The sequence below is a fragment of the Pseudoroseomonas ludipueritiae genome (genome assembly GCF_014490445.1).
Classification (GTDB): Bacteria; Pseudomonadota; Alphaproteobacteria; order Acetobacterales; family Acetobacteraceae; genus Pseudoroseomonas; species Pseudoroseomonas ludipueritiae.
Genome location: NZ_JACTUZ010000004.1, coordinates 47,177 through 71,117, shown reverse-complemented (window position 1 = coordinate 71,117; position 23,941 = coordinate 47,177). Strand labels below are relative to the sequence as shown.

Sequence of the window (23,941 nt, the reverse complement as noted above, 5' to 3'; positions counted from 1 at the left end):
ATGGCCGCGACCATCCCCCTCTACCCCGAAGTCACCGGCGAGGTCCTGCGCGCCGGGGAACTCTCCGCCACCCTCTTCCGCTTCCACACCGGCATCCCTGGCCTACGCCTGCGCAACAGCCGGGGCGAGGTGGTGGTGCTGCCCTGGATGGGCGGCATGATCTGGTCCGCGCGCTTCGACGGCGTGGAACTGGCCATGTCCAGCGGCTTCGACGCCCCGCGCCCGGCAACCACCATCGCTGAGACCTATGGCTGCTTCGCCTTCCACAGCGGCTTGCTACGCAACGGCGTGCCGGCGCCGGAGGACAGCCACGCCGCCCATGGTGAATTCCCCTGCGCGCCGATGGATCGTGCATGGCTTGAATTCGGCGAGGACGCGAACGGCTCCTTCCTGCGCGTGGTCAGCGCGCGGGAATATGTCATGGGCTTCGGCTCGCACTACCAGGCGCATCCCTCGCTGGCGCTGCGGCCCGGCGCCACGCTCTTCGACATCGGCCTCAACATCCGCAACCTGTCGGGCAAGCCGATGGAGTTGATGTACATGTGCCACGTCAACTTCGCCTTCGTGCCCGGCGGCCGCTGCCTGCAACCGGCCCCCTTCACGCCGGATCGCACGGCGGTGCGGCACGCGGTGCCGGCGCATGTGCAGCCCAACCCGGCCTATCTGGCGCTGATCGAGGACCTCGCGCGCAACCCGGCGCGCATGGAGGCGCTGGACGAGCCGGAGCTTTATGACCCGGAGCAGGTCTTCTACCTGCACGGCCTCGGCACCGACGCGAAGGGCGAGACCCACCTGATGCTCGCACGGCCGGAGGGCGATGGCTTCGCCATGTCCTATGCCCCCGCCGACTTCCCGCACACGGTCCGCTGGATTCTGCACGACCCGGACCAGCAGGTGGCCGCCTTCGCCCTGCCCTCCACCTGCCAGCCGGAAGGCTATGCGGCGGAGAAGCGCAAGGGCCATGTGCGGCTGCTGCCGCCGGGGGCGCAGGCCGGCTTCTCCGTGCGCGCCGGCTACCTGGACCAAGAAGCGGCCCACAAGACGGCCGCTCTCATCTCCTCGCTAGGATAGGAACTTCCATGGGTACGCGCATCGGTGTGGTCGGCAGCAACATGGTCGACCTGATCACCTATACCGACCGGATGCCGGCGGCGGGCGAGACCCTGGCCGCCCCCTCCTTCGCCATGGGCCATGGCGGCAAGGGCGCCAATCAGGCCGTGGCCGCCGCCAAGCTGGGCGGGGACGTGCTGCTGGTCAGCCGCGTGGGCGACGACCTCTTCGGCGGCGGCACGATCAAGAACTTCCAGGACCTGGGCATCGACACCCGCCACGTGCGCGCCGTGCCGGGCACGCAGAGCGGCGTGGCGCCCATTTTCGTCGAGCCCTCCGGCGAGAACCGCATCCTGATCGTCAAGGGCGCCAACGAGCACCTGCTGCCGGCGGATGTGGACGCGGCGGCCGACGACCTCCGCACCTGCGGCCTGATCCTGCTGCAACTGGAGATCCCGCTGGAGACGATCTACCACACCGTCGCCTGGGCGGCGCGGGAGGGGATCGAGGTGCTGCTGAACCCCGCCCCGGCGGTGCCTGAGCTGGATGTGGAGCGCATCCTTTCCGCCACCTTCCTGGTGCCCAACCAGACCGAGCTGACCATCCTGACCGGCCTGCCCGCCGAGACGCCGGCACAGGCCGAGGCCGCCGCGCGCACCCTGGTGGCCCGTGGCATCCGGGCCGTGATTGTGACGCTGGGCGCCGATGGTGCGTTGCTGGTGACCGACGGCCCGGCGGTGCATGTGCCTTCCGTGCGGGTGCGGGCGCATGACACCAGCGGCGCGGGCGACGCCTTCATCGGCGCCTTCGCGCAGCATTACGCCGCCAACCGCGACGTGCAGGCGGCCATGGCCTGGGGTGCCAGCTATGCGGCGGATTCCATCACCCGTCCGGGTACCCAGAAGGCCTTCGCCGATGCCGCCACCTTCGCCCGCTTCCGCGAGGCGCTGAAGGCTTCCGCCGGCGCCTGATCGGCCCGGCGCGCCGCCCTACTGGGCGGCGCGCGTTCCGGCAGGCGCCATCTCCCGCAGGAAAGCGGCGAATTCCTGGAAGGCCTCGGCGCGCGTATCCGTCCGTCGCCAGGCGAGGCCGATGGTGCGGCCGACCTCCTCGGCATGGGTCAGGTCACGCACGCGCACCAGCCCGTCCAGTTCCGCCCGCTCCTGCGTTGCCAGCAGGGGCAGCAGGGAATAGCCCTCGCCGGCAGCGATCATGTGCCGCAGCATCTCCAGGCTGCTGGCGAAGCGTGCATCCCGCCCCGGCTGGTTCTTGCCGCAGAGCGAGAGGGCCTGGTCCCGCAGGCAATGCCCTTCCTCCAGCAGAAGCAGCCCCTCGCCCGCCAGATCCTGCAAGCCGAGTTCAGGCTGACTGGTTAGCGGGTGGTCGCAGGGCAGCACAGCGCGGAAGGGCTCGAAGAACAGCGCCTCGGCCATCAGCGCTTCCGTTGGCAGCGGCAAGGCCACCAGCAGCGCGTCGAGGTCACCGGCCTGGAGGGCACTGAGCAAGGTAGCGGTCTGCCCCTCCTGCAAGCGTAGTTCCAACCGGGGGTAGCGCGTGCGCGCCGCCCGCAGCAGGCCCGGCAGGTAGTAAGGCCCCAGTGTGGCGATGACGCCCAGGCGCAGCGGCCCCGCCAGCGGCTCAGACCGGCTGCGCGCCATCTCCAGCAGCAGGCGCGCCGCGGCCACCACGTCCCGCGCCTGCCGCAGCAGCACCTCCCCTGCCGGAGTGACGGTGATGCGCCGCGTCGTGCGCTCGAACAGCGCAACGCCTAGCAGGCTTTCCAGCTTTCGCACCTGCTCAGAAAGGCCCGCCTGGCTGACGCCGCAGCGTTCCGCCGCACGCCCGAAATGGCCGAGGTCGGCCACTGCCACGGCGTATTCGAGGTCGCGCAGGGAAAGGCCGGCGAGGGTGCTGGGAGGTGCCATGGACCCATAGGTAAGACCGAACAATCCGGATGAAAAGATCGATTTAACCTGCGCTTCAGCTTCGGTCATCTTCCGCCAGCGCCCTGAAGGCGAAGAGATGGAGGACCCGATGGCAGACATCACCACACGTCCCGTACTGACCAGCACGGCGGGTGCGCCGGTTGCCGACAACCAGAACAGCGTCACGGCCGGCCCGCGCGGCCCGGTCCTGCTGCAGGACTTCCAGCTGATCGAGAAGCTGGCGCACCAGAACCGCGAGCGCATCCCCGAGCGCGTGGTGCATGCCAAGGGCTCCGGCGCCTATGGCACCCTGACCATCACCGGCGACATCACCAAGTATACCCGCGCCAAGGTCTTCCAGCCCGGCAAGGTGACGGAGACGCTGCTGCGCTTCTCCACCGTGGCCGGCGAGCGCGGCGCGGCCGATGCCGAGCGCGACGTGCGCGGCTTCGCCCTGAAATTCTACACCGAGGAAGGCAACTGGGATCTGGTGGGCAACAACACGCCCGTCTTCTTCATCCGTGACCCGATGAAGTTCCCGGACTTCATCCGCACCCAGAAGCGCCACCCGCGCACCAATATGCGCAGCGCGACCGCCATGTGGGACTTCTGGTCGCTCTCCCCCGAGAGCCTTCACCAGGTGACCATCCTGATGAGCGACCGTGGCCTGCCGCAGAACTACCGCGCCATGAACGGCTACGGCAGCCACACCTATTCGCTGTGGAACGATGCCGGTGAGCGCTACTGGGTGAAGTTCCACTTCAAGTCCATGCAGGGCATCAAGACCTGGACGAACGCGGAAGCCAATGCCGTGATCGCCGAGGATCGTGAAAGCGCCCAGCGTGATCTTTACGAAGCCATCGAGCGCGGCGAATACCCGAAGTGGCGCGTCTGCGTGCAGATCATGCCGGAAGCCGATGCCGACAAGCACTGGTACAATCCCTTCGACCTGACCAAGGTCTGGCCGCATGGCGACTACCCGCTGATCGAAGTGGGCGTGCTGGAGCTGAACCGGAACCCCGAGCATTATTTTGCGGAGATCGAGCAGGCTTCCTTCTCGCCCTCCAATGTCGTGCCGGGCATCGGCTATTCGCCGGACAAGGTGCTGCAGGGCCGTCTCTTCGCCTATGCGGATGCGCACCGCTACCGCGTCGGCACGCATTACGAGGCGCTGCCGGTGAACCGCCCGCGCTGCCCGGTGCACCACTACCACGCCGATGGCGCCATGCGCTTCGACGCGCCCCATGGCACCGACGCCTACTACGAGCCGAATTCCTTCAACGGCCCGGCGGAGGTGGCTTCGGCCAAGGAACCGCCGCTGCGCATCAACGGCGACGCGGACCACTACAACCACCGCGACGGCAACGACGACTACCGCCAGCCCGGCGACCTGTTCCGCCTGATGGACGCGGCGCAGCAGCAGCGGCTGTTCGAGAATATCGCCGGTGCCATGCAGGGCGTGCCGCGCTTCATCATCGAGCGGCAGCTGGAGCACTTCCGCCGCGCCGACCCGGCCTATGCCGCCGGCGTGGAGGCCGCGATCCAGCGCATCCACACCGCCCCGGCCTCGGCCCCCACGACGGCCGCCGACGTCATCCCCGCCGCGGCCGCCGAGTAACAGCGGAACCGCGCGTGGGGCACCTACCCCGCGCGCGGCCCCAGGAGAAAGACCTTCCGCATGTCAGCCGTCCTTTCGCTCCCTTCCTGGCCTCCCCAGGCCACTCTGGCCGCGCTGCGCCTCGGCACGCGGGGCTCCGCCCTGGCCCGGACCCAGACGCGGATGGTGATGGAGGCGCTGGACGCCATCCGCCCCGGGCTGCCAATGCGGGAGGAGGTCATCAGCACCGCCGGGGACCGGGTGCAGGACCGGCGGCTGGCCGATCTCGGCGGCAAGGGCCTTTTCGCCAAGGATATCCATGAGGCGCTGCTGGACGGACGTGTCGATTTCGCCGTCCACAGCCTGAAGGACCTGGAGACGGAACTGCCGCGCGGCATCGCCATTGCCTGCATGCTGCCGCGTGAGGACCCGCGCGATGCCCTGGTGCTGGCACCCTGCTGCCCACCCACCGAGCGCGCCCTGCCCTTCCCCTGCCTGCCGGAGGCCGGGCGCATCGGCACCGCTTCCCCGCGGCGGCAGGCGCAGCTGCTGCACGCACGGCCGGACCTGCGCTTCGGCCTGCTCCGCGGCAATGTCCGCACGCGGCTGGAGCGGCTGGAGGGCGGTGACTTCGTTGCCACGCTGCTGGCGGTGGCCGGGCTGAAGCGCCTGGGCCTGACCCACCGCATCGCCGCCGTGCTGGAGCCCGAGGCCATGCTGCCCGCCGCCGGCCAGGGCATCATTGCCGTGACGGCGCGGGAGAACGACCACCACACGCGCGCCCTGCTGGCGCGCATCGACGACCCCGCCGCGCGGTTCGCCGCCCGGGCGGAGCGCGCGGTGCTGCATGCGCTGGATGGTTCCTGCCGCACCCCTGTCGGCGCCTTCGCGCGCCCGCTGCCCGGTGGTGAACTGCTGCTGACGGCCATGCTGGCGCGGCCCGATGGCTCCTTCCTGCTGCGGCGCAGCCTGCGCGGGCGGCAGGCCGATGCGGCCCGCCTGGGCGCCGAACTGGGCGCCGCCCTGCGCGCGGACAGTCCCGAGGATATCCTGTGATGAGCTATATCGAATGTCCACCGGGCCAGGCCGGCAAGCCGAGCTGGTCCGAGCCGGCCCCGGCGCAGGCGGGGCGCATTGGCGTGCTGCTGGTGAATCTCGGCACGCCGGATGGCACGGGATACTGGGCCATTCGCCGCTATCTTTCGGAATTCCTGTCCGACCGGCGCGTCATCGAGGCCAGCCCGCTCTGGTGGCAGCCGCTGCTGCAAGGAGTCATCCTCAGCCGGCGCCCCTTCCGCACCGGTGCCGCCTATCGCGAGATCTGGAACCGGGAGAAGGACGAATCCCCCCTGCGGAGCTTCACCCGCGCCCAGGCGGAAAACCTGCGCGCGCTGTGGCCGGAGGAGAGCACGGGAGTGGTGGTGGACTGGGCCATGCGCTATGGCCAGCCTTCGGTGGCCGAGCGGCTGCAGGGCCTGGTGGACCAGGGCTGCGGCCGCGTGCTGCTGGTGCCGCTCTACCCGCAATACAGCGCCACCACCACCGCGACGGTGAATGACGCCGCCTTCCGCGCCCTGATGCGGATGCGCCGGCAGCCTGCGATCCGCACTCTGCCGAGCTTCCCCGACCATCCAGCCTACATCCGCGCCATGGCGGAGCGTATCCGGGCTTCGCTACAGCAGCTCGGCTGGGAACCGGAACTGCTGATCGGCTCCTTCCACGGGCTGCCGCGCCGCTATGTGGAAGCGGGCGACCCATATATGCGCGAATGCAAGCGCACCATGGTGGCGCTGCGCCAGGAACTCGGCCTGGATGCGGAGCGCTTCCCCATGACCTTCCAGTCCCGTTTCGGTCGTGAGCCCTGGCTGGAGCCCTATACGGATGACTATGTCGCGAGCCTGCCGGCCAGGGGCATCAGGCGCATCGCCGTGGTTGCGCCAGGCTTCCTTTCCGACTGCGTGGAAACCCTGGAGGAACTCGGCAGCGAGCTGCGGGAGGAATTCCTTGGCGTCGGCGGCACGCGCTTTCACCTGCTGCCCTGCCTGAACGACAGCGCCGGGGCAACCTCCTTCCTGGCTACTCTTGTCCAGGAAGAACTAGCAGGCTGGTCATCCCCTCACGGTTAACTTCTCGTCATCTCCTCTCCACTTGCATGGCGCCGTGATCCGGGCCAGCCTTTCGACCTGCCGTGCCACATCGCGCGGCCGTGAAGAAGACTGAGCCAAGGCCCTGGAGGCCGGCCGGAAGCGATTCAGGAGGGGGAAGCCCATGGCAGCGCTATGCCCATGGGCCGGCGGCTGGCCGGCATGAACTATGTTTTCGAGTTCGGGCAGGTCTTCGCGGCCTGGGACGAGCTTCTGGCCGGTGCTTTGCGTACCCTGTGGCTTTCCGCGGCCGCGATGGCCATTGGCATGGTCGTCGCGGTTCTGGGCGCATTGGGAAAGACCGGCGGGCCGAAGCTCCTGCGCTGGGTGATCGACGCCTATATCGAGCTGATCCGCAACACGCCTTTCCTGATCCAGATCTTCGTCATCTTCTTCGGCCTGCCCGCCATCGGCATCAGGCTGGAGGCCGACCAGGCGTCGCTGCTGGCCCTGGTGGTCAATGTCAGCGCCTATGGGATCGAGATCATCCGCGCTGGCATCGAAAGCATTTCCAAGGGACAGATCGAGGCCGGCCGCGCCCTGGGCCTGAAGCCCTTGCAGATCTTCCGCCTCGTCGTGCTGAAGCCGGCCATCCAGGCCATCTATCCGGCGCTAACCAGCCAGTTCATCCTGCTGATGCTGAATTCCAGCGTCTGCTCGGCCATCGCGGCCAGCGAGCTGACCGGCGCCGCCAATGACATCCAGGCGCGCAACTTCCGCAGCTTCGAGGTCTATTTCGTGGTGACGGGCATGTATTTCGCCTTGTCCCTGATCTTCTGGGGCATCTTCGCCATGATCGAGCGCACCTTCCTGCGCCAGCCAGCCACACGCTGAGGGAGCGGCGCATGCGAAGCCTCGGCCCCAACGAGATCATCTTCATCCTGGCGGCGGTGCGCTGGACGCTGCTGCTGTCCATCTTCGCCTTCATCGGCGGCAGCATCGGCGGCATCCTGATCGCACTGATGCGCAGCGGCACCATCAAGCCGCTCCGCTGGCTCGCCTTCGGCTACATCAAGCTCTTCCAGGGCACGCCCCTGCTGATGCAGCTGTTCCTGGCCTTCTTCGTCCCCGGTATCTTCGGCTTCAATGTCGATCCCTGGGGCGCGGCGGCGCTGGGTCTCTCCCTGCATGCCAGCGCCTTCCTGGGCGAGATCTGGCGTGGCAGCATTGAAGTGGTGCCGCGCGGCCAGTGGGAAGCATCGAGCGCCCTCGGCCTGCGCTACTGGAACCAGATGCGGCTGGTCGTGCTGCCGCAGGCCTTCCGGATCGCCATCCCGCCCACCGTGGGTTTCCTGGTGCAGTTGATCAAGGCCACCTCTCTCGCCTCGATCATCGGCTTCGTGGAAATCACGCGCGCGGCACAGGTGATCAATAACGCCGTCTTCCAGCCCTTCACCATCTTCGGGCTGGTGGGGCTGACCTACTTCGTCATCTGCTGGCCGCTCTCGGCCTATAGCAAGCGCATGGAGCAGAAACTCGCCCTTGCCACCCGCTGAAGCGGCAACCGACGACAATGATACATGCAGTGACCAGGGAGAAATCGCTATGACCTTCAACCCGATCAGCCGCCGCGCTCTTGGCGCGCTCGCGCTCGGCGGCACCGCCGCGCTGATGCCTGGCCTGATCCGCCCCGCCATGGCCGCCACGCCCGACGAGATCAAGAAGCGTGGAACGATCTCCATCGGCATTCTCACCGACTACCCGCCCTTCGGCGGCATCGACGAGAACCAGAAGCCGGCCGGCTATGACGCCGATGTTTCCGTCCTGCTGGCCAAGGAACTGGGCGTGCAGCTGCAACTGGTGCCTGTCACCGGCCCCAACCGCATCCCCTTCCTGCTGACCAACAAGGTGGACATGCTGGTCGCCACCTTCGGCATCACCGAGGAACGGTCGAAGCAGGTGCTCTTCTCCAATCCCTACAGTGCCTTCACGACCTATATCCTGGCACCCAAGAACACCAACATCAAAGGCCCGGACGACCTCAAGGGCGTGCGCGTCGGCGTGGCGCGTGCGAGCACGCAGGATTCGGCGCTGATGGCAGTGGCGCCAAAGGAAATTCGCGTCATGCGCTTCGACGATGATGCCACCACGACGCAGTCGATCATCTCGGGCCAGGTGCAGGCCATCGGCGCCAGCAGCACGGTTCTGGCGCAGCTGACCAACAATTACCCGCAGTTGCAGATCGAGCCGAAGTTCACGCTGCGTGCCCAGGCCAATGGCATGGCCTTCCGCAAGCAGGACGAGGCCCTGCGCGACTGGTGCAACACCTTCATCGCCTCCATCGTGCAGAACGGCGAGCTGGACCGCATCCACCAGCGCTGGTTCAAGGCACCGATGGACCCGCTGCCGCCGATGCCGCAGTTCTGATCATCCGCTGTCACCCCGCGGCCCTCCAGGCCGCGGGCTTTTCTCCTGAGGCCGGAGGCAGGCATGGCCACGCGGCACCGCATCGGAGTCATTGGCCTCGGCATGGCTGTCACGCCGCATGCCAGATCCTTGCTTGATCTGGCGGAGCGCGTGGAAGTGGCTGGCGCCTATGCGCGCAGCGCAGCCCGGCGCGAGAGCTTCGCGCGGCGTTTCCCCTTTCCGCTCATCGATCAGCTCGACACAATCCTCGCCGATGCCAGCGTGGATTGCGTCATGATCCTGACGCCGCCGGATACGCATCTCGAACTGGTCCGCCGCTGCGCCGCCGCCGGCAAGCATATCCTGCTGGAGAAGCCGCTGGAGGTCACCACCGCGCGGGCCGAGCAACTGGTCGCCGCCTGCCGCGAGGCCGGCGTCACGCTGGGCCTGGTGCTGCAGCATCGCTTCCGGCCCGCCGCCGTGCAATTCGCGGCACTTCAGCGGGAGGGGCAGATCGGCACGCTGCTCGCCGCCTCCGCCAGCATCCGGCTTTGGCGCCCCCAGTCCTATTACGACGAGCCGGGCCGTGGAACCTTGGCGCGGGATGGCGGCGGCGTGCTGATCACCCAGGGCATCCATACGCTGGACCTGCTGCAAAGCCTGGCCGGACCGGTGGCCGAGGTCACCGGCTATGCCACGACCAGCCCGGTCCACCGCATGGAGACGGAGGATCTGGCCTGCGCGGCGGTGCGCTTCGCCAGCGGCGCCATGGGCACCATCGAGGCCACCACGGCCGCCTTCCCGGGCTTCCCGGAGCGCATCGAGTTGATCGGAACACGGGCCACGGCCGCGCTGACAGGCGTGGACCTGCATGTGCAGCACCAGGATGGCCGGGTCACGGAGCTTCGCCCAGGTGGCGGCGGCGGCACCGGCGCCGACCCCATGGCCTTCCCGCACGATTACCACCGCAGCGTGCTGGCGGATTTCCTGGATGCGCTGGACGAAGGGCGCGAGCCCGCGGCCAGCGGCACCGACGCGCTGCGCGTCCACTATCTCGTCGACGCCTTGCTGGAGAGTTCGCGCAGCGGCCGCCCTTGCCCGGTCAAGGCCATCTAGCGAGGCGGCGGCATCATGCCTCGCTGAAATTGCTGCAACTCCCTCCATTCTCGGTCATGCTTACGATGAGGCATCGTTGCGCCTGTCCTGGTGCGCGGGCTTTGCGAGTACGCGTCCCTCGCCTGACGGCACGTCACAGAAAACGGAGGAAGCATGTCCATCCATTACCTGCGCCGGCGTACCTTGCTGGCCGGTGGCTCAGCCGCGACGGTGGCCTTGCAGCAAGCCCATGCGCAGACCCCTCTGCCCAGCGCGCCCATCGCGCTCAGCATCATGGATGTTGCCGGCGCCCTGCAGATCGACCGCCCGGCGATCGAGCTGTTCCGGCAGCAGAATCCCAAGCTGATCTCCCGCCTCAACATCCAGGTCGCGCCCTCGCCCGAGTTGGCGCCGAAGCTCAAGGCGCAGCAGGATGCCGGGCGGCTGGATATCGACTTCGTGCTGCTCGGGCTTGGCCCGCTGTCGGACGGCATCAACCAGGGCCTCTGGACGCAGATGCTGCCAGCCTATTCCGATGTTCTGCCGGACCTGGACAGGATCCTGATCCCCGGCGCCAAGATGCTGCAGGCGAATTTTGGTCGCGGCTATGGCATCGAGGTGTCCTACACGCCCTCCGGTCCCCTGTTCGAGTACATGCCCGACCGGATGACGGCGACGATCCGCACGCCGGAAGACCTGCTGGGATGGGCCAGGGCGCATCCCAGGCGCTTCGTCTATGCCCGCCCGGCCAATTCCGGGCCGGGATGGACCCTGTTGCAGGGCCTTCCCTACATCCTGGGCGACAAGGACCCCTCGGACCCGATCAATGGCTGGGACAAGAGCTGGGATTATCTCCAGGCCATCGGCGAGACGATCGATTACTATCCAACCGGCACCGCCGCCACGATGCGGGAGTTCGGCGAAGGCTCGCGCGACATCATCGCGACCGCCTGCGGCTGGGACATCAACCCACGCGTGCTGGGGATCGTGCCGAAGGAAGCCAAGGTCTTCATGCTGGATGGCACGCATTGGCTGCCGGACGCGCATTTCATGGCCGTGCCCAAGGGCGTGGCGCCGGAGCGCGTGGCGGTCTGCGCCAGGCTGATGGCCTTCCTGTTGCAGCCGCCGCAGCAGGCCATGACCTATGACAAGGGTTATCTCTATCCGGGCCCGGTGATCGCGAATGCGCCGCTCTCGATGGCACCGCAGGAAAGCCAGGACGTGATCCGTGAATTCGGCCGGCCGGAATACGAGACCTGGTTCAAGGAACGCCCGGTGGCACCGCCGCTGACGCCGGACCGGCTGGTGGCGGCCTTCCGCCGCTGGGATGAGCAGATCGGCTCCAAGAAGCCGCGGCAGTAAGGAGGGGCGGCAGGGCGGCGAGCCGCCCTGCCGTATCCGCTAGTGTGCCTGCTGTTGCTTGGCGCGGGCGACGATCTGCGTCGGGCTGACGAAGCGCAGCGCGATCACCAGCCAGATCAGCGTGGCGAGCATGTAGATCACCGCCATGGCATCCACCGACTGCACCGCCCGCACACCCGCCGCGAAGACCGAGTAATAGAGCGCGACCACCAGCGTCTGGCTGGTCGGGCCCGCGGTCAGGAAGGTCAGCTCGAACATCGCGATGGTGCGCACCAGCACCAGCAGCAGCGCCGCCAGCACACCCGGCAGCAGCAGCGGCGTCAGCACATGCACGAAGAGGCGGAAGGTGCCGGCGCCGAAGACCCGCGCGGCGGCCTCGATCTTCGGATCGATCTGCTCCACGAAGGGAATCATGACCAGGATCACGAAGGGGACTGTGGGCACGAGATTGGCGAGGATCACGCCCGCCATCGTGCCGCCGAGCCCTACCTGATACAGTACGGTGGCCATCGGGATGCCATAGGTGATGGGCGGCACCAGCAGCGGCAGCAGGAAGAGCAGCATCAGCAGCCGCTTGCCGGGGAAGTCCCGCCGCGCCATGGCATAGGCCGCCGGCACGCCGAAGAGGCCGGAGAGCAGCACCACGGAGAAGGTGATCTGGAAGGTGACCAGCAGCACGTCGTGCAACTGGAACTCCTCCCAGGCCGCGGAATACCAGCGGGTGGTCCAGCCGGCCGGCAGCCAGGTGCCGAGCCAGCGCGTACCGAAGGAGCTGACGACCACGGAGCCGATCATCGCCAGCAGGTTGAGCACGAAGAAGCCAACCAGAACCCAGAGCGCCGCGGCCCAGAGGCGGGTGGAAAGGCTGGGATTGCTATGCATCTAGGACGCTCCTCAGCCTTTGCCGCCGCCGGCGGGGCCGCGATAGAACAACTGCCGCGACGCCAGCACCAGGACCACCACGGCCAGCTGCGTGAAGCCCATGATCATCGCGATGGCCGAGGCCATGGAGTAATCATATTCCTCGAAGGCCGCTTGGTAGGCCGCGATGGAGATGACGCGGGTTATTCGGGCCGGCTCGCCCACCAGCACCGCCGAGGGAAAGACCGAATAGGCCTGCACGAAGCTGAGGCAGAAGGTGATGGCGAGGCCCGGCAGCAGCAGCGGCAGGAAGATGTGCCGGAAGCGCGAGCGCGGCCCCGCCCCCAGCGTCGCCGACGCCTGTTCCAGCGAGGGATCGATGCCGGTGACATAGGAGAGCGTCAGCAGGAAGGTGAAGGGGAAGCCGGTGATCAGCAGCGACAGGAAGACGCCGATATAGCTGTTGGTCAGCTTGATCGGGCCCGAGGTCAGGCCGATCGTCATCAGCGTGCGGCTGAACCAGCCCTGCGCGCCGAAATAGAAGAGCATGCCTTCCGCCACCAGCACCGTGCCGAGCGTGATCGGCAGGATCAGAATGGTGGTCAGCAGCCGCTGCCGCCGCATCAGGCGCACGCGGAAGGCCACGGGAACCGCCAGCAGCAGGTTCAGCAGCGTGACCGGCACCGCCAGCCGCATCGTCGCCCAGATGGTGTCGTAGAGGAAGGGATCGGAGAAGAAGCGACCGTAGTTCCCCAGCAGCGTGCCATCCTTCGGGCGGAAGGAGAGCCAGAGCCCGTAGAGGAAGGGATAGAGGAACAGCGCCACGAGCACGAAGGCTGCCGGCAGCACCAGCAGCGTCACTGTGTCGAGCCCCTTCGCCGCCATGCGCAGCCGCAGCGGCGGGCTGGTGTCGATGGCCGTGCTCATGCGGCCTCCCCCGCGAAGACCAGGGCGCGCTGCGGCTCGGCAGCGAGCCGGACCTGCGTACCGATCTCGACCGGAGCCTCGGTATGGAAGAACAGATCGATGCCGCCCGCCGTGGTCGCGATGCCATGGAACTCGCGGCCACGGTACTCGATGGCACGCACCGTGGCCGGGACGCCGGAGGCATTCTCCGCCGTCGTGGTCATGTCGTCCGGGCGCACGGCGATGACGGCATTGCTGCCGAGGCTCTCCCGCGCCGTGCCGGTCAGGCGCCCGCCATGGCCCATGTCGAGGGTGACGAGGTTGCCCTCGCGCCCGATGACACGGCCCGGCAGCCGGTTGCGGTAGCCCATGAAGTCCGAGACATCGAGATGCGCCGGCTGGGCATAAAGCTCCTGCGGCGTGCCGACCTGGCGGATCTCGCCTTCCCGCATCACCACGATGCGGTCCGCCAGCGACAGGGCTTCCTCCTGATCGTGCGTCACATAGATGGTGGTGGAGCCAAGGCCTTCGTGGATTCGCCGGATCTCGGCCCGCATCTCCAGGCGCAGCTTGGCATCGAGGTTGGAGAGCGGCTCGTCCATCAGCACCAGCGGCGGCTCGATAACGATGGCGCGGGCAATGGCCACGCGCTGCTGCTGGCCGCCCGAGAGCTGGCCCGGCAGCTTCTCCGCCTGGGATTGCAGGCGCACGGTGGCCAATGCCTCATCTACCCGCCGCGCGGCTTCCGCCTTGGGCACGCCCTTCATCATGAGTCCGAAGGCCACGTTGCGCCGCACGGTCATGTGCGGAAACAGCGCGTAATTCTGGAACACCATGCCGAAGCCGCGTTGTTCCGGGCGAAGCGTGTCGATGCGCCGGTCATCCAGCCAGATGCTCCCCCCCGTGAGGGGGAGCAGGCCGGCCAGGCAGTTCAGCGCGGTGGACTTGCCGCAGCCGGAAGGGCCGAGCAGCGCGATGAACTCGCCACGCGCGATGTTGAGGTTGATCCCCTTCAGGGCATTCAGGTTCCCGAAGGTGCGCCGCATGCCTTCAAGGCGCAGTTCACGGAATTCGGCAGCGTGCATGGTCATACCAGGGTAACTCCGTCGTTCACCGGGTTCTCCGCGCCCCGATCTCCTCGTCCCACCGGCGGAAGGCCAGCACCATCTTGTCGGCGTCCAGCGGCAGTTCCGTGGGCGTCTCGGCGATCAGCTTCTCGTATTCCGGGCGGCCATATTCGCGGATCGCGTCCTGGCTTTCCTTCGGCGCCATGTCGAGCGTGACGCCCTTCACCGCCGGGCCCGGATAGAAATAGCCCTCGTCATAGGTATAGGCCTGGCTTTCCTTGGTGAGCAGGAAAGAGGTCAGGTCGAGCAGCACGCGCAGCCGCTCCTCGGCGATGCCCTTGGGAATGACGATGTAGTGGGCATCGACCACCCAGCGGAAATTCTTGAGCGTCGCCACCTTCGCTTCCTTCGGCACAATGCCGAGGACGCGCGGATTGATGTCCCAGCCCGTGGTGCTGATGATCATGTCCCGGGTGCCCTCACCCAGTTCCTTCATCGTCACGCCGGTGCCAGTCGGGTAATACTCGATGTTCTGGCCGAGTTCCTTCAGGTAGCTCCAGGTCTTGTCCCAGCCGTTCATCGGGTCGCTGGGATCCTTGTCGCCCAGGATATAGGGCAGGCCCATCAGCCAGGTGCGGCCGGGGCCGGAATTGGCCGGGCGGGCGTAGCAGAACTTGTTGGGGTTCTGCTTGGTCCAGGCCAGAAGTTCCTCGGCGCTGGCGGGCGGCGTCGGCACCTTGTTCGGCATGTATTCCAGCAGCGGGCCGGAGGGGTAGTAGGAGACCACCACCCCCTGCTTCTGCGCCAGGCCCTGCATGCGCCAGGCCGGCTCCAGGAAGATGTCCTGCAGATTGGGCAGGGCGCGGGCATGCGTGTCGGTCAGCTCCGTCCAGAGCCCCTGCTGGATGCCGGCGGAGAGCGCGTCGGTGCCAACAATCACCATGTCGATGTCCAGGCGCCCGGCCTGCTGCTGCGCCTTGATCTTGCCAGGCACTTCCGGGGCCGGCGCCTTGGTGAAGACCATGCGCGACACCATGCGCGGCTTGGCGCGGCGGTAGTTGTCGAAGGCCTTCTGCGTCAGCGCGAGGTTGCCGGCGGCATCGATGATGTTCAGGGCCAGCGGGCTGCGCGGCTCGGCGGTCTGGGCCTTGGCGCCAGCCCCCGCCATGCTGCCAAGAACCAGTCCGGCGCTGCCGCCCAGAAGGCCGCGTCGAGAGGCGTATTGCATGTCGTTTCCTCTTTCTTACCAGGATGCAAGCACTGGCACGGCGGGGGGCGCCGGCACCGGTGAACCATCCTTGGGTCTCGCGGATGCTAATCACACCTTTGTTGCCCGCGCTACTGCTATAGCAGTCTGGATTGCCGGATGGGCAGTTGGGGCATGATTTCCACCCGGGCAATACTCCTCTCGGGAGAGCCGGGCTCCGGCCCGACTTGATCATTCTGCGGGCGTTGTTATTTCTGGACATCGGCGGGGCGCTGCCCCGCAGGAGCGGAGATGTCAGGCGCAGATTCCCTTCGGCTACCGCAGGTGCGAAGACGGCGGCACCGGCTGCATGCTTTCAACGCCTTGCTCATCGCCTGCGCGGGCCTGCCGCTGATCCTGGCGACCGCCGAGGTCATCAACGACCGCCGCCAGGTGCTTTCGGAGGCCCGGCGCAATATCCTGGTGATGCTGGACACCATCCATGGCCAGGCGGAAAAGGTCTTCCAGTTCCAGGCGCTCGCGCTCGGCGCCGCCGAGCACCAGTTGCGCGGCCTCTCAAACGAGGAGATCCGCGCCAATGCCCCCAGCCACCATGCCGTCCTGCGCCGGCTGAGGCTCTATGCCGACGAGCAGCTCGGGATTGCCGTCTTCGGCGCTGAAGGCCAGGTGCTGGTGGATTCGCAGCGCCCGCAGCCGCTGCAAGCGGTGAATGTCAGCCAGCGGGATTACTTTCTCTGGCACCGCGATAATCCCGGCACGCAAGCCTTCATCTCCCGCCCTACCCGCAGCCAGGTTGACGGTTCGGTGATTTTTCTGATCACCCGCCGCCGCTCCGCCGAGGATGGCTCCTTTCTGGGTGTCGCCGCCATGATCGTGGAGCAGCGCTCCCTGCTCCAATACTGGAACCAGGCGGCGCCGGACCGGCGCGGGCTGGTCAGCCTGGTGCGGGAGGATGGGATGATCCTGGCCCGTCGCCCGCCGGTCGATCCGGAGAGCATGCCGCGCATGCTGCCACAGGCGCCGCTCTTCCGGGCTACCAGCAATGGCGCCGAGCGGCAGGTGATCCGGGGTGCATCCCCCTTCGACAAGGTGGAGCGGCTGGCGGCCTTCCGCCGGCTGGAACATTACCCCGTCAATGTCGCCTATGGCATCCCCGTGGATGTGGTGCTGGCTCCCTGGCGCCGCCGCGCCCTGGCCTATGGCGTTTTCGCGGTGCTGACCTCCGTCGCCCTCTCCTGGCTGGTGCAGCTGGCGAGGCGCCGCACGCGGGAGCTGAGCGACCTTAACGCCAGCCTCGAACGGCGCGTCCAGGACCGGACCGCGGAGATCGAATCCGGCGAGACACGCCTACGCCTGCTCGCGCGCGAGGTCGACCACCGCGCCAAGAACGCCCTGGCGGTGGTGCAGGCAATGCTGCAACTGACGCCGAAGAACGACCTCGACGCCTATGTCAGGGCGGTGGAGGGGCGCGTCTCGGCCCTTTCGCGGGCGCAGACCCTGTTGTCGGAAGACCAATGGCGCGGCGCCAGCCTGCATGCGCTGTTGCAGGCGGAACTGGCGCCCTTCGTCTCGGACGGCGATGGCGAGTTCGACACGCGGGCGGAGCTGGACGGCCCGCCGGTGCTGCTGCCGCCCGCCGCGGCGCAGCCCCTTGCCATGGCGGTGCATGAACTGGCCACCAATGCCGTGAAGCACGGGGCCCTCTCGGTGCCCGGCGGGCGCGTCTCCATCTCCTGGCACCTGATGGGCACGGAGGATGCGCCGGCCAGCGCGCTGCGGCTGCGCTGGAGGGAGACCGGCGGGCCGGCGCTGCCCGGCGTGCCGATGGGGCGCGGCTTCGGCTCGCGCGTCCTGGCCACGGTGGTGCGGGGGCAGCTCGGCGGCAGGCTGTCACAGTCCTGGCTGCCGGACGGGCTGGTCTGCGAAATGGATGTCCCGTTGCTCAGCCTGCGGAAGCAGAGCGAGCCGAGCCCCTCCCGCGCCGCCTGACCTGAAGGCTGCCGCTCAGCCGCCCTTGATCATCGCTCTGATCCGGCTGGTCAGCGCCTCCATGGCGAAGGGCTTGGTCAGCACCTGCATGCCGGATTCAAGATGGCCCTGGCTGAGCACGGCATTCTCCGCATAGCCGGTGATGAAGAGAACCTGCAACCCGGGGCGGAGCACCCGCCCCGCATCCGCCAGTTGCCGGCCGTTCATGGCGCCGGGCAGCCCCACATCCGTCACCAAGAGGTCAACCCGCCTGCCGGAGCGCAGCACCTGCAGTCCGACGGCGCCATCCGGTGCCTCGATGGCGGTGTAGCCGAGGTCTTCCAGGACCTCCTTCACCAGCATCCGCACGGTGGGCTCGTCATCGACCACCAGCACCGTCTCGCCTTCCTCGGCGCGCGATGCCGCGGCCGGCATGGCCACCGCCTCCGCACCGGCTTCCTCCCCGTCGTGGCGGGGCAGGTAGAGGCAGATGGTGGTGCCGAGGCCGGGCTCGGAATAAATCCGCACCTGCCCGCCGGATTGCCGCACGAAGCCATAGATCATGGAAAGCCCCAGGCCGGTGCCCTGGCCGATCGGCTTCGTGGTGAAGAAGGGGTCGAAGGCGCGCTCGGCCACCTCCGCCGTCATGCCCGTGCCGGTGTCCGTGACGCAGAGGGACAGGAACTGGCCCGGCGGCATGTCGCGCTCCCGCGCCATGCGTTCGTCCAGCCACTTGTTGGTGGTCTCGATGGTGATGCGCCCGCCGTCCGGCATGGCATCGCGCGCGTTGATGCAAAGGTTCAGCAGCGCGCTTTCCAGCTGGTTGGGGTCGACCAGTGCGGTCCAGATCCCGATGGTGCCCACCACCTCCACCGTGATGGCGGGGCCGACGGTGCGGCGGATCAGTTCCTCCATCCCGGCGATCAGGCGGTTCACATTGGTGGGCCTGGGGTCCAGCGTCTGTCGGCGCGCGAAGGCCAGCAGACGGTGCGTCAGCGCCGCGGCACGCCCCGCCGCGCCCCGGGCGGTGGCGATGTAGCGGTCGAGATCGTTCAGCCTTCCCTGTGCGATGCGCGCGCTCAGCAGCTCCAACGACCCGGTGATGCCCGCCAGCAGGTTGTTGAAGTCATGCGCGATGCCGCCGGTGAGCTGCCCTACCGCCTCCATCTTCTGGGACTGGCGCAGGGCTTCCTCGACGCGCAACAGGGCCTCGGCCTGCTCCTTCTCGGCCTGGATGTCGCGGCCCACGGCATGGATGAAGCGATCGTCCGGCACCGCTGTCCAGGAGAGCCACCGGTAGCACCCGTCACGGCTGCGGTAGCGGTTCTCGAAGCGCAGGGTCGTGATGCCATCGGCCAGCCTGCCGACCTCGGCCAGCGTCGTCGCCACGTCCTCGGGGTGCACCAGGCTCAGGAAATCGGCGCCCAGCAGCTCCTCCGGCGCCCAGCCCAGTAGGGTGGTCCAGGCCGGGTTCACCGCCGCGATCCGCGCATCGAAGCCCGCCACCAGCATGATGTCGGTGGAAAGGCGCCACATGCGGTCACGGTCGCGCGTCCGGTCCTCGACCTGCTGCTCCAGCGTGGCATTCAGCTCGGCCAGGGCATCGGCGGTGACGCGCAGGCTCTGCTCCGCCCGCACCTTCGCCGTGGTCTCGACCACGATGGCGATGACGCCGACAGGCCGGCCCAATTCGTCGGTGACTGGCGAGTAATCCAGGTTCATCCAGACAGGCTCGGGGCGGCCATTGCGCTCCAGCGTCAGCTCCTGGTCCCGATAGGCCAGGGTGCCGCCGGCCAGGCCCACCTTCATGACATTGTCGTTGAAATCCGCGATCTCGTGCCAGCCTTCCCGCACCTTGGAGCCCAACAGGCGCGGATGGCGGCCGCCGGCAAAGCCTGAATAAGCGTCGTTGTAGATCATGACGCCATCCTCGCCCCAAAGCGTGACGATCGGCACGGGGGAGCGCAGGATCAGGCCCAGCGTGCTCTTCAGCGTCGAAGACCACCCGGAGATGGGTCCCAGCGGCGTCGCGGCCCAGTCGAAGGCACCGATCAGCCGCGCCACCTCGCCGCCCCCAGCCAGGAAGGACCACTCCGCTGCCTCGGCCTGAACACGCGCGCCCATCGATACTGTCCTCAAGGTGGCGGAACACCGCTCACCATGCCTTTGCACCATGGCCAAGCGATGAACCAGCGGAGCCTCAGAATGGCAGATATCTACCCCAGGGGCGGCAGAGGGTTGCAGCCTTCCGTTCGGAAGCTGGCGCCTGGGACCCTCAGGTCATTGCCGGGCGCGGGCCGCGCGAGGCCCGGGTTTTGCCCCTGTACTCCGTCTGAAGCAGACCGTGCCACCGCAGCTCCAGGATCAGCAGTGGGAAACGTCGCGCACCGGTTGCGGAGTGCCGCTCGTCGCTCTTGCCCGGAGTCAGCCGTATGATGCTGGCCGCCGCATCCGCTTCGATGCCGAGACGCAGACCCAGGCCCGCATCATGGCTGCGTTCCACCGCTTCGGACTGGCGCCGAACATGGCGGTGGAAGCCAGCACGGAGAATACGGTGAGCGAGTTCGTCGGCTCCTGCAAGGGTGTTTCCATTATCGGTGGCCGCAGGCAGATGAGACGGAGGCTGTCGACGCGCTACCTGGGCTGCCACATCGCCGCCTGGCGCCATCCATCCCGGCTACTTACTCAACGGCGCCTTGGAGGCTGGGGCGGCGAAGTTCGACATGCTCTTCTTCGCCGTTGGCACCGGGGTCCGCCTGTCCGACCAGCCTGCCGGCTCGCTCCGCCGTGACATGAGGAATGCCGGGCTGGAGCCGCTGACGGCCCGAACGCGCCATATCGGCCTCGTCGCCACGGTCTCCACCACTGACGACGAACCTTTCCTTATCGCCCGCAAACACGCCTCAATCGACCGTACTAACGGCGGACGGTCCGGGTGGAGCATTGTCACCTCCTGATCGCAGCAGGGAGCCTGGCACTTCAACCACGACGAACATCTCCGCCATGATGAGCGCTATGAACGCGCGGCGGAGTTCGTCGATATGATCTGTGGCCTTTGGGGCAGTTGGGAAGCGGATGCCTTTGCGCCCGACGAGGGCAGCGGCGTTTTCTCCGACCCGGATAAGCTGCATGTGCTGGCGCATAGAGGCAGGCACTTCCAGGCGCGGGGACCATCGAACTCGCCCGCGCGCCGCAGGACTGTCCCATCCTGGTGCAGGGCACCTCAGAGCCCGCGCCGCTGAGGTGCTTCAGCCCGGCGGCCGGATGCGGCGATAGCGGGCCTCGGCGAATTCGAAGATGCCGAAGGCGGCCAGCCCCAGCGCCACCACGCCGTAGAGCGCCTGGCCGAAGGGCTGGCCCTGCAGGGCGCGCAGGGCGCCGCTGAGGCCGCGCACCTCTTCCGGGTTCGAATGCCAGGCCGCCAGGGCCAGGAAGATGCCGATGATCAGGAAGACCACGCCCCGTGCCGCGAAGCCGGTGCGGCCCAGCGGCATCACCCAGCGGGAGGCGGTGCCGGGGCATTCCAGATGCTTGGCGAAGGAGCCCTTCCAGGCCCAGCCGAGCATGCCGATGCCGATGCCCGCCACCACCAGGCCCGCCAGCGCCACCAGCACCTCTCCAAACGGATGCGCCATCAGCCAGCGGGACCAGTCCTGTGCCGTTTCCGCGTCATCCGTGCCCCCGGCCGCGAAGCCCGCCGCCAGGGTCGCCGCATAGACGCCAAGGCTGGCATAGGTGGCGGCCGAGATGGCCTGCCCGGCGCGCACCGCCAGAGCCTTGGCGCCACGGCCGCGGTGGTCGGCATCCAGCAGGGACTGGCAGGCGCGCCACAACGCAAAGCCGAAGAGCCCCAGCGCCACCACCCCCAGCAGCACGCTGCCCAGCGGGTGCGAGAGCAGGGACAGCAGCGCGCCCTTCGATCCGGTGGTGCGGCCGCCCTGCCCCAGCGCCGCCAGGAAGGCCAGCAGGCCGATGATGAGATTGACGACGCCCCGCGCCGCATAGCCAAGGCGCGCGAGGAGTTCCAGGGCATGACGATGAGATGGCAAGGGCCGTGCTCCAGGCATTTGCGCCTGAAACGGCCAAGTGACGCTTCCGGATGCATGCAAAGCGTCATACCGCGTGCATCCGGCGGCGCTCCGTTCATCCGGCGGGTGTTGGCGCCTTCTCCGGCAGGATGCCTTCCTGCTTCAGTTCCCGCCAGAAAGCGGCGGGAATGGCCTGCCGCATCAGTTCCATGTTCTGGTGCACCCGCTTTGCGTTCTTGGTGCCGGGAATGACCGAGGCGACCACCGGGTGCGCCGCGCAGAACTGCAGCGCCGCGGCGCGCAGGTCCACCCCGTGCCGGTCGGCCACGGCGGCGAGGCGGTCGCGCAGCGCCACCTTGTCCGCCGGCGCCTCCTGGTATTCGAAGTTCCGGCCGCCGGCGATCAGGCCGGAGTTATAGGGGCCGCCCACCACCACATGCACGCCGCGCTCCTGGCAGCGGGGGAAGAACTCGTCCAGGGCAGGCTGGTTCAGCAGGCTGTAGCGGCCGGCCAGCAGGAAGACATCCGGGTCCGCCTGTTCCAGCGCCATCACGCAGGGCTCGACGCGGTTGACGCCAAGGCCCCAGCCACGGATCACGCCTTCCTCCCGCAGCCGCGTCAGGGCCACGGCGGCACCCTTCATGGCAATGTCGAAGACCTCGCGCCAATGCTCGCCATGCGCGTCCTCGGCGCAGTCATGGATATAGGCGATGTCGATGCGCGCCAGACCCAGGCGCTGCAGGCTGTCCTCGATGGAGCGGCGGACACCGTCGGCGGTGTAGTCGTAATCGACGCGGAAAGGCAGGCCGGCGACAAAGGGGCCGTGCTGGCCGCCCTTGCTGGCATCGGCGCGCAGCAGGCGGCCCACCTTGGTGGAGAGCACGAATTCGTCGCGCGGCTTGTTGCGCAGCACCTGGCCGAAGCGGTGCTCGGAGATTCCGGGCCCGTATTCGGGAGCAGTGTCGAAATAGCGGATGCCCGCGTCCCAGGCCGCTTCGAGCGTCGCCACGGCATCGGCATCCGAGACGATCTCGAACATATTGCCCAGTGGCGCGCCGCCGAAGCCGATCGGGCCGGGTGGGGCGTAGTGCTTGCCTTTGACCATCAGGTTTCTCCGCGATGATGTCCGATTTCCGGCCGGTGCCTCAGAAGCCGCCGCCCGCAAGCCTTGCGTGCTGCAACAGGATCACCGTCTTGGCGTCGATGATCTCGCCGCTCTCGACCATGGCCCATGCCTGGCCGAGCGGCATTTCCAGCACCTCGATCTGCTCGCCCTCCCCCGCCAGCCCGCCGCCCTGCCCGGTCCTGTCATCCTGGGTGTAGCGGGCCAGGAAGAGGTGGAGCTTCTCGGCCGATGCGCCAGGGCTGGTATAGAGTTCCAGCACCTTCCGCAGCCCCTGGAGCCGGCAGCCCATCTCCTGCTCGGCTTCCTGGAGCACGGTCCGGGCAGGGTCGTCGCCCTTCTCCACCATGCCGGCGCAGGCCTCGATCAACATCAGGCCGTCGCCATTCACCAGCGCGGGAATGCGGAGCTGCCGCACCAGCAGCACGGTGCCCCGCTCGGCGTCCACTGGCAGGACGGCGGCGCCCGGCCCGTTGTGATAGACCTCGCGTTGCAGCCTCTGCTCCGAGCCATCGGCGCGGCGCTGGTCGAAGGTCACCTTCTCCAGCCGGAACCAGTTCTCCGACAGGACCTCGCGGCTCTGGATGCGGATGCCGCCTTTCTCCTCCATGGGGCGGGGTGCCTCAGGCGGCATCGGAATTCTCCGGTAGGGCCGGGCCCGCCCAGAGGGTTGCGCGCAAGGCCGGAACGCTTTCCATCCATCCTCCAGGCGGCCGTGATCATGGCCCAGGTGGCACCGGATGCTTCAAACCCCTGGCGACGCCACGGTTGCGGCATGGCACATGCGGGTGCCTGGGCCTCCCCAGTGCCGGCGGCGAGGCTGGCGGAGGTGTGAACTTCCGCCCGGGTAAAGGGCGCACTGAAGACTGTCGCGCCACTGTCCGGCAGCCGCGCAAACAATCGGCGGAGGCGACGTTGAACCCAGGTCCGTCACCGAGGAGGTACGAAGGACCATGTTCACGCTCGAGATCGGCGGCCGGCCCATGGCCGTCATGAATACCAGCGAGGAGGACGCTCGTGCCATCGTGGAGGGCGAGGGCTTCCGGGAGGATCTGACGCGGCTGAAGAGCGGCAACGCGCCGCTTTGGGATGGCAAGGCCACCTTGAACCTGCGTCCCTCCAACGAGGAGGAGGTCGCCGAGTTCGAGGAAAGCCAGGCAGAGGATGAGGAGGATGACGACGACGAGGACGCCACCACCATCCTCTTCCTCGTGCCGCTCGATGATGAGGACGACGAGGAAGAGGAAGAAGAGGAATAGGCG

Annotated in this window: 22 protein-coding genes; 13 read left to right on the top strand and 9 right to left on the bottom strand. The window is 67.8% G+C overall.

All coding sequences use genetic code 11. From position 1 onward, the window contains the following. Positions 1-1,071 (top strand): aldose 1-epimerase family protein, encoded by a 1,071-nt coding sequence (locus tag IBL25_RS02495; protein WP_187776978.1) that lies wholly within the window; start codon positions 1-3, stop codon positions 1,069-1,071. Positions 1,072-1,079: 8 nt separating this feature from the next. Then, positions 1,080-2,021, top strand: coding sequence for a ribokinase (gene rbsK / locus IBL25_RS02490; protein WP_187776977.1), 942 nt, complete (start codon positions 1,080-1,082; stop codon positions 2,019-2,021). 18 nt (positions 2,022-2,039) lie between these two features. Here the strand turns inward: rbsK and IBL25_RS02485 are convergent, their stop codons facing one another. Then, positions 2,040-2,975 (bottom strand): LysR substrate-binding domain-containing protein, encoded by a 936-nt coding sequence (locus IBL25_RS02485; RefSeq protein WP_187776976.1) that lies wholly within the window; start codon positions 2,973-2,975, stop codon positions 2,040-2,042. 118 nt (positions 2,976-3,093) lie between these two features. On the opposite strand from IBL25_RS02485, the gene IBL25_RS02480 reads away from it, so the two are divergent. The 8 genes from IBL25_RS02480 to IBL25_RS02445 all read left to right on the top strand — a co-directional run bounded on the left by IBL25_RS02480 (position 3,094) and on the right by IBL25_RS02445 (position 11,519). Next, complete coding sequence (locus tag IBL25_RS02480; RefSeq protein WP_367615534.1) at positions 3,094-4,593, top strand: catalase; 1,500 nt, start codon at positions 3,094-3,096, stop codon at positions 4,591-4,593. A gap of 60 nt (positions 4,594-4,653) precedes the next feature. Next, entirely contained in the window at positions 4,654-5,628 is a 975-nt protein-coding gene (gene hemC, locus IBL25_RS02475; RefSeq protein ID WP_187776974.1) for a hydroxymethylbilane synthase, read from the top strand. Continuing rightward, positions 5,628-6,698 carry a ferrochelatase gene (gene hemH, locus IBL25_RS02470; protein ID WP_187776973.1) on the top strand — a complete coding sequence of 357 codons (1,071 nt, stop codon included), beginning with the start codon at positions 5,628-5,630 and terminating at the stop codon, positions 6,696-6,698. Before hemC ends, hemH begins: the two co-directional genes overlap by 1 nt. 180 nt (positions 6,699-6,878) lie before the next feature. After that, positions 6,879-7,550: an amino acid ABC transporter permease gene (locus tag IBL25_RS02465; protein ID WP_187777006.1), complete on the top strand. Its 672-nt coding sequence runs from the start codon at positions 6,879-6,881 to the stop codon at positions 7,548-7,550. An 11-nt stretch (positions 7,551-7,561) separates the two neighbouring features. Then, a complete protein-coding gene (locus IBL25_RS02460; RefSeq protein WP_187776972.1) occupies positions 7,562-8,212 on the top strand; it encodes an amino acid ABC transporter permease in 651 nt (216 codons plus the stop codon). A 49-nt stretch (positions 8,213-8,261) separates the two neighbouring features. Further along, positions 8,262-9,083: a transporter substrate-binding domain-containing protein gene (locus IBL25_RS02455; protein ID WP_187776971.1), complete on the top strand. Its 822-nt coding sequence runs from the start codon at positions 8,262-8,264 to the stop codon at positions 9,081-9,083. A gap of 63 nt (positions 9,084-9,146) precedes the next feature. Continuing rightward, positions 9,147-10,178, top strand: coding sequence for a Gfo/Idh/MocA family protein (locus tag IBL25_RS02450; protein WP_187776970.1), 1,032 nt, complete (start codon positions 9,147-9,149; stop codon positions 10,176-10,178). A 153-nt stretch (positions 10,179-10,331) separates the two neighbouring features. Beyond that, positions 10,332-11,519, top strand: coding sequence for an extracellular solute-binding protein (locus IBL25_RS02445; RefSeq protein ID WP_187776969.1), 1,188 nt, complete (start codon positions 10,332-10,334; stop codon positions 11,517-11,519). Between the two features lie 39 nt (positions 11,520-11,558). Here the strand turns inward: IBL25_RS02445 and IBL25_RS02440 are convergent, their stop codons facing one another. Genes IBL25_RS02440 through IBL25_RS02425 form a run of 4 tightly spaced genes read right to left on the bottom strand, consistent with a single transcriptional unit; the run spans position 11,559 to position 15,581 of the window. After that, positions 11,559-12,401, bottom strand: a complete 843-nt coding sequence (locus IBL25_RS02440) for an ABC transporter permease (protein WP_187776968.1) — start codon at positions 12,399-12,401, stop codon at positions 11,559-11,561. Between the two features lie 12 nt (positions 12,402-12,413). Next, a complete protein-coding gene (locus tag IBL25_RS02435; RefSeq protein WP_187776967.1) occupies positions 12,414-13,307 on the bottom strand; it encodes an ABC transporter permease in 894 nt (297 codons plus the stop codon). After that, positions 13,304-14,377, bottom strand: a complete 1,074-nt coding sequence (locus IBL25_RS02430) for an ABC transporter ATP-binding protein (protein WP_202986650.1) — start codon at positions 14,375-14,377, stop codon at positions 13,304-13,306. Before IBL25_RS02430 ends, IBL25_RS02435 begins: the two co-directional genes overlap by 4 nt. A gap of 19 nt (positions 14,378-14,396) precedes the next feature. Then, positions 14,397-15,581, bottom strand: a complete 1,185-nt coding sequence (locus tag IBL25_RS02425; RefSeq protein ID WP_187776966.1) for an extracellular solute-binding protein — start codon at positions 15,579-15,581, stop codon at positions 14,397-14,399. 342 nt (positions 15,582-15,923) lie between these two features. Here IBL25_RS02425 and IBL25_RS02420 point away from each other — a divergent pair, with 342 nt between their 5' ends. Beyond that, a complete protein-coding gene (locus IBL25_RS02420; RefSeq protein ID WP_187776965.1) occupies positions 15,924-17,549 on the top strand; it encodes an HWE histidine kinase domain-containing protein in 1,626 nt (541 codons plus the stop codon). A gap of 15 nt (positions 17,550-17,564) precedes the next feature. On the opposite strand, the gene IBL25_RS02415 is transcribed toward IBL25_RS02420, so the two are convergent. After that, positions 17,565-19,652 (bottom strand): hybrid sensor histidine kinase/response regulator, encoded by a 2,088-nt coding sequence (locus IBL25_RS02415; RefSeq protein ID WP_187776964.1) that lies wholly within the window; start codon positions 19,650-19,652, stop codon positions 17,565-17,567. Between the two features lie 599 nt (positions 19,653-20,251). Between IBL25_RS02415 and IBL25_RS27460 the strand changes: the two genes are divergently transcribed. Next, positions 20,252-20,485 carry a hypothetical protein gene (locus IBL25_RS27460; protein ID WP_367615533.1) on the top strand — a complete coding sequence of 78 codons (234 nt, stop codon included), beginning with the start codon at positions 20,252-20,254 and terminating at the stop codon, positions 20,483-20,485. Positions 20,486-20,776: 291 nt separating this feature from the next. Here IBL25_RS27460 and IBL25_RS02405 read toward each other — a convergent pair whose 3' ends face one another. The 3 genes from IBL25_RS02405 to IBL25_RS02395 all read right to left on the bottom strand — a co-directional run bounded on the left by IBL25_RS02405 (position 20,777) and on the right by IBL25_RS02395 (position 23,313). Next, on the bottom strand, positions 20,777-21,577 hold the full coding sequence (locus tag IBL25_RS02405) for a DUF1206 domain-containing protein (protein ID WP_202986647.1): 801 nt from the start codon (positions 21,575-21,577) through the stop codon (positions 20,777-20,779). A gap of 94 nt (positions 21,578-21,671) precedes the next feature. Then, positions 21,672-22,661 (bottom strand): aldo/keto reductase, encoded by a 990-nt coding sequence (locus IBL25_RS02400; protein WP_187776962.1) that lies wholly within the window; start codon positions 22,659-22,661, stop codon positions 21,672-21,674. Positions 22,662-22,701: 40 nt separating this feature from the next. Further along, positions 22,702-23,313, bottom strand: a complete 612-nt coding sequence (locus IBL25_RS02395; RefSeq protein WP_238940162.1) for an NUDIX domain-containing protein — start codon at positions 23,311-23,313, stop codon at positions 22,702-22,704. Between the two features lie 319 nt (positions 23,314-23,632). On the opposite strand from IBL25_RS02395, the gene IBL25_RS02390 reads away from it, so the two are divergent. Next, on the top strand, positions 23,633-23,938 hold the full coding sequence (locus tag IBL25_RS02390) for a hypothetical protein (RefSeq protein WP_187776961.1): 306 nt from the start codon (positions 23,633-23,635) through the stop codon (positions 23,936-23,938). The last annotated feature ends 3 nt before the right edge of the window (positions 23,939-23,941 follow it).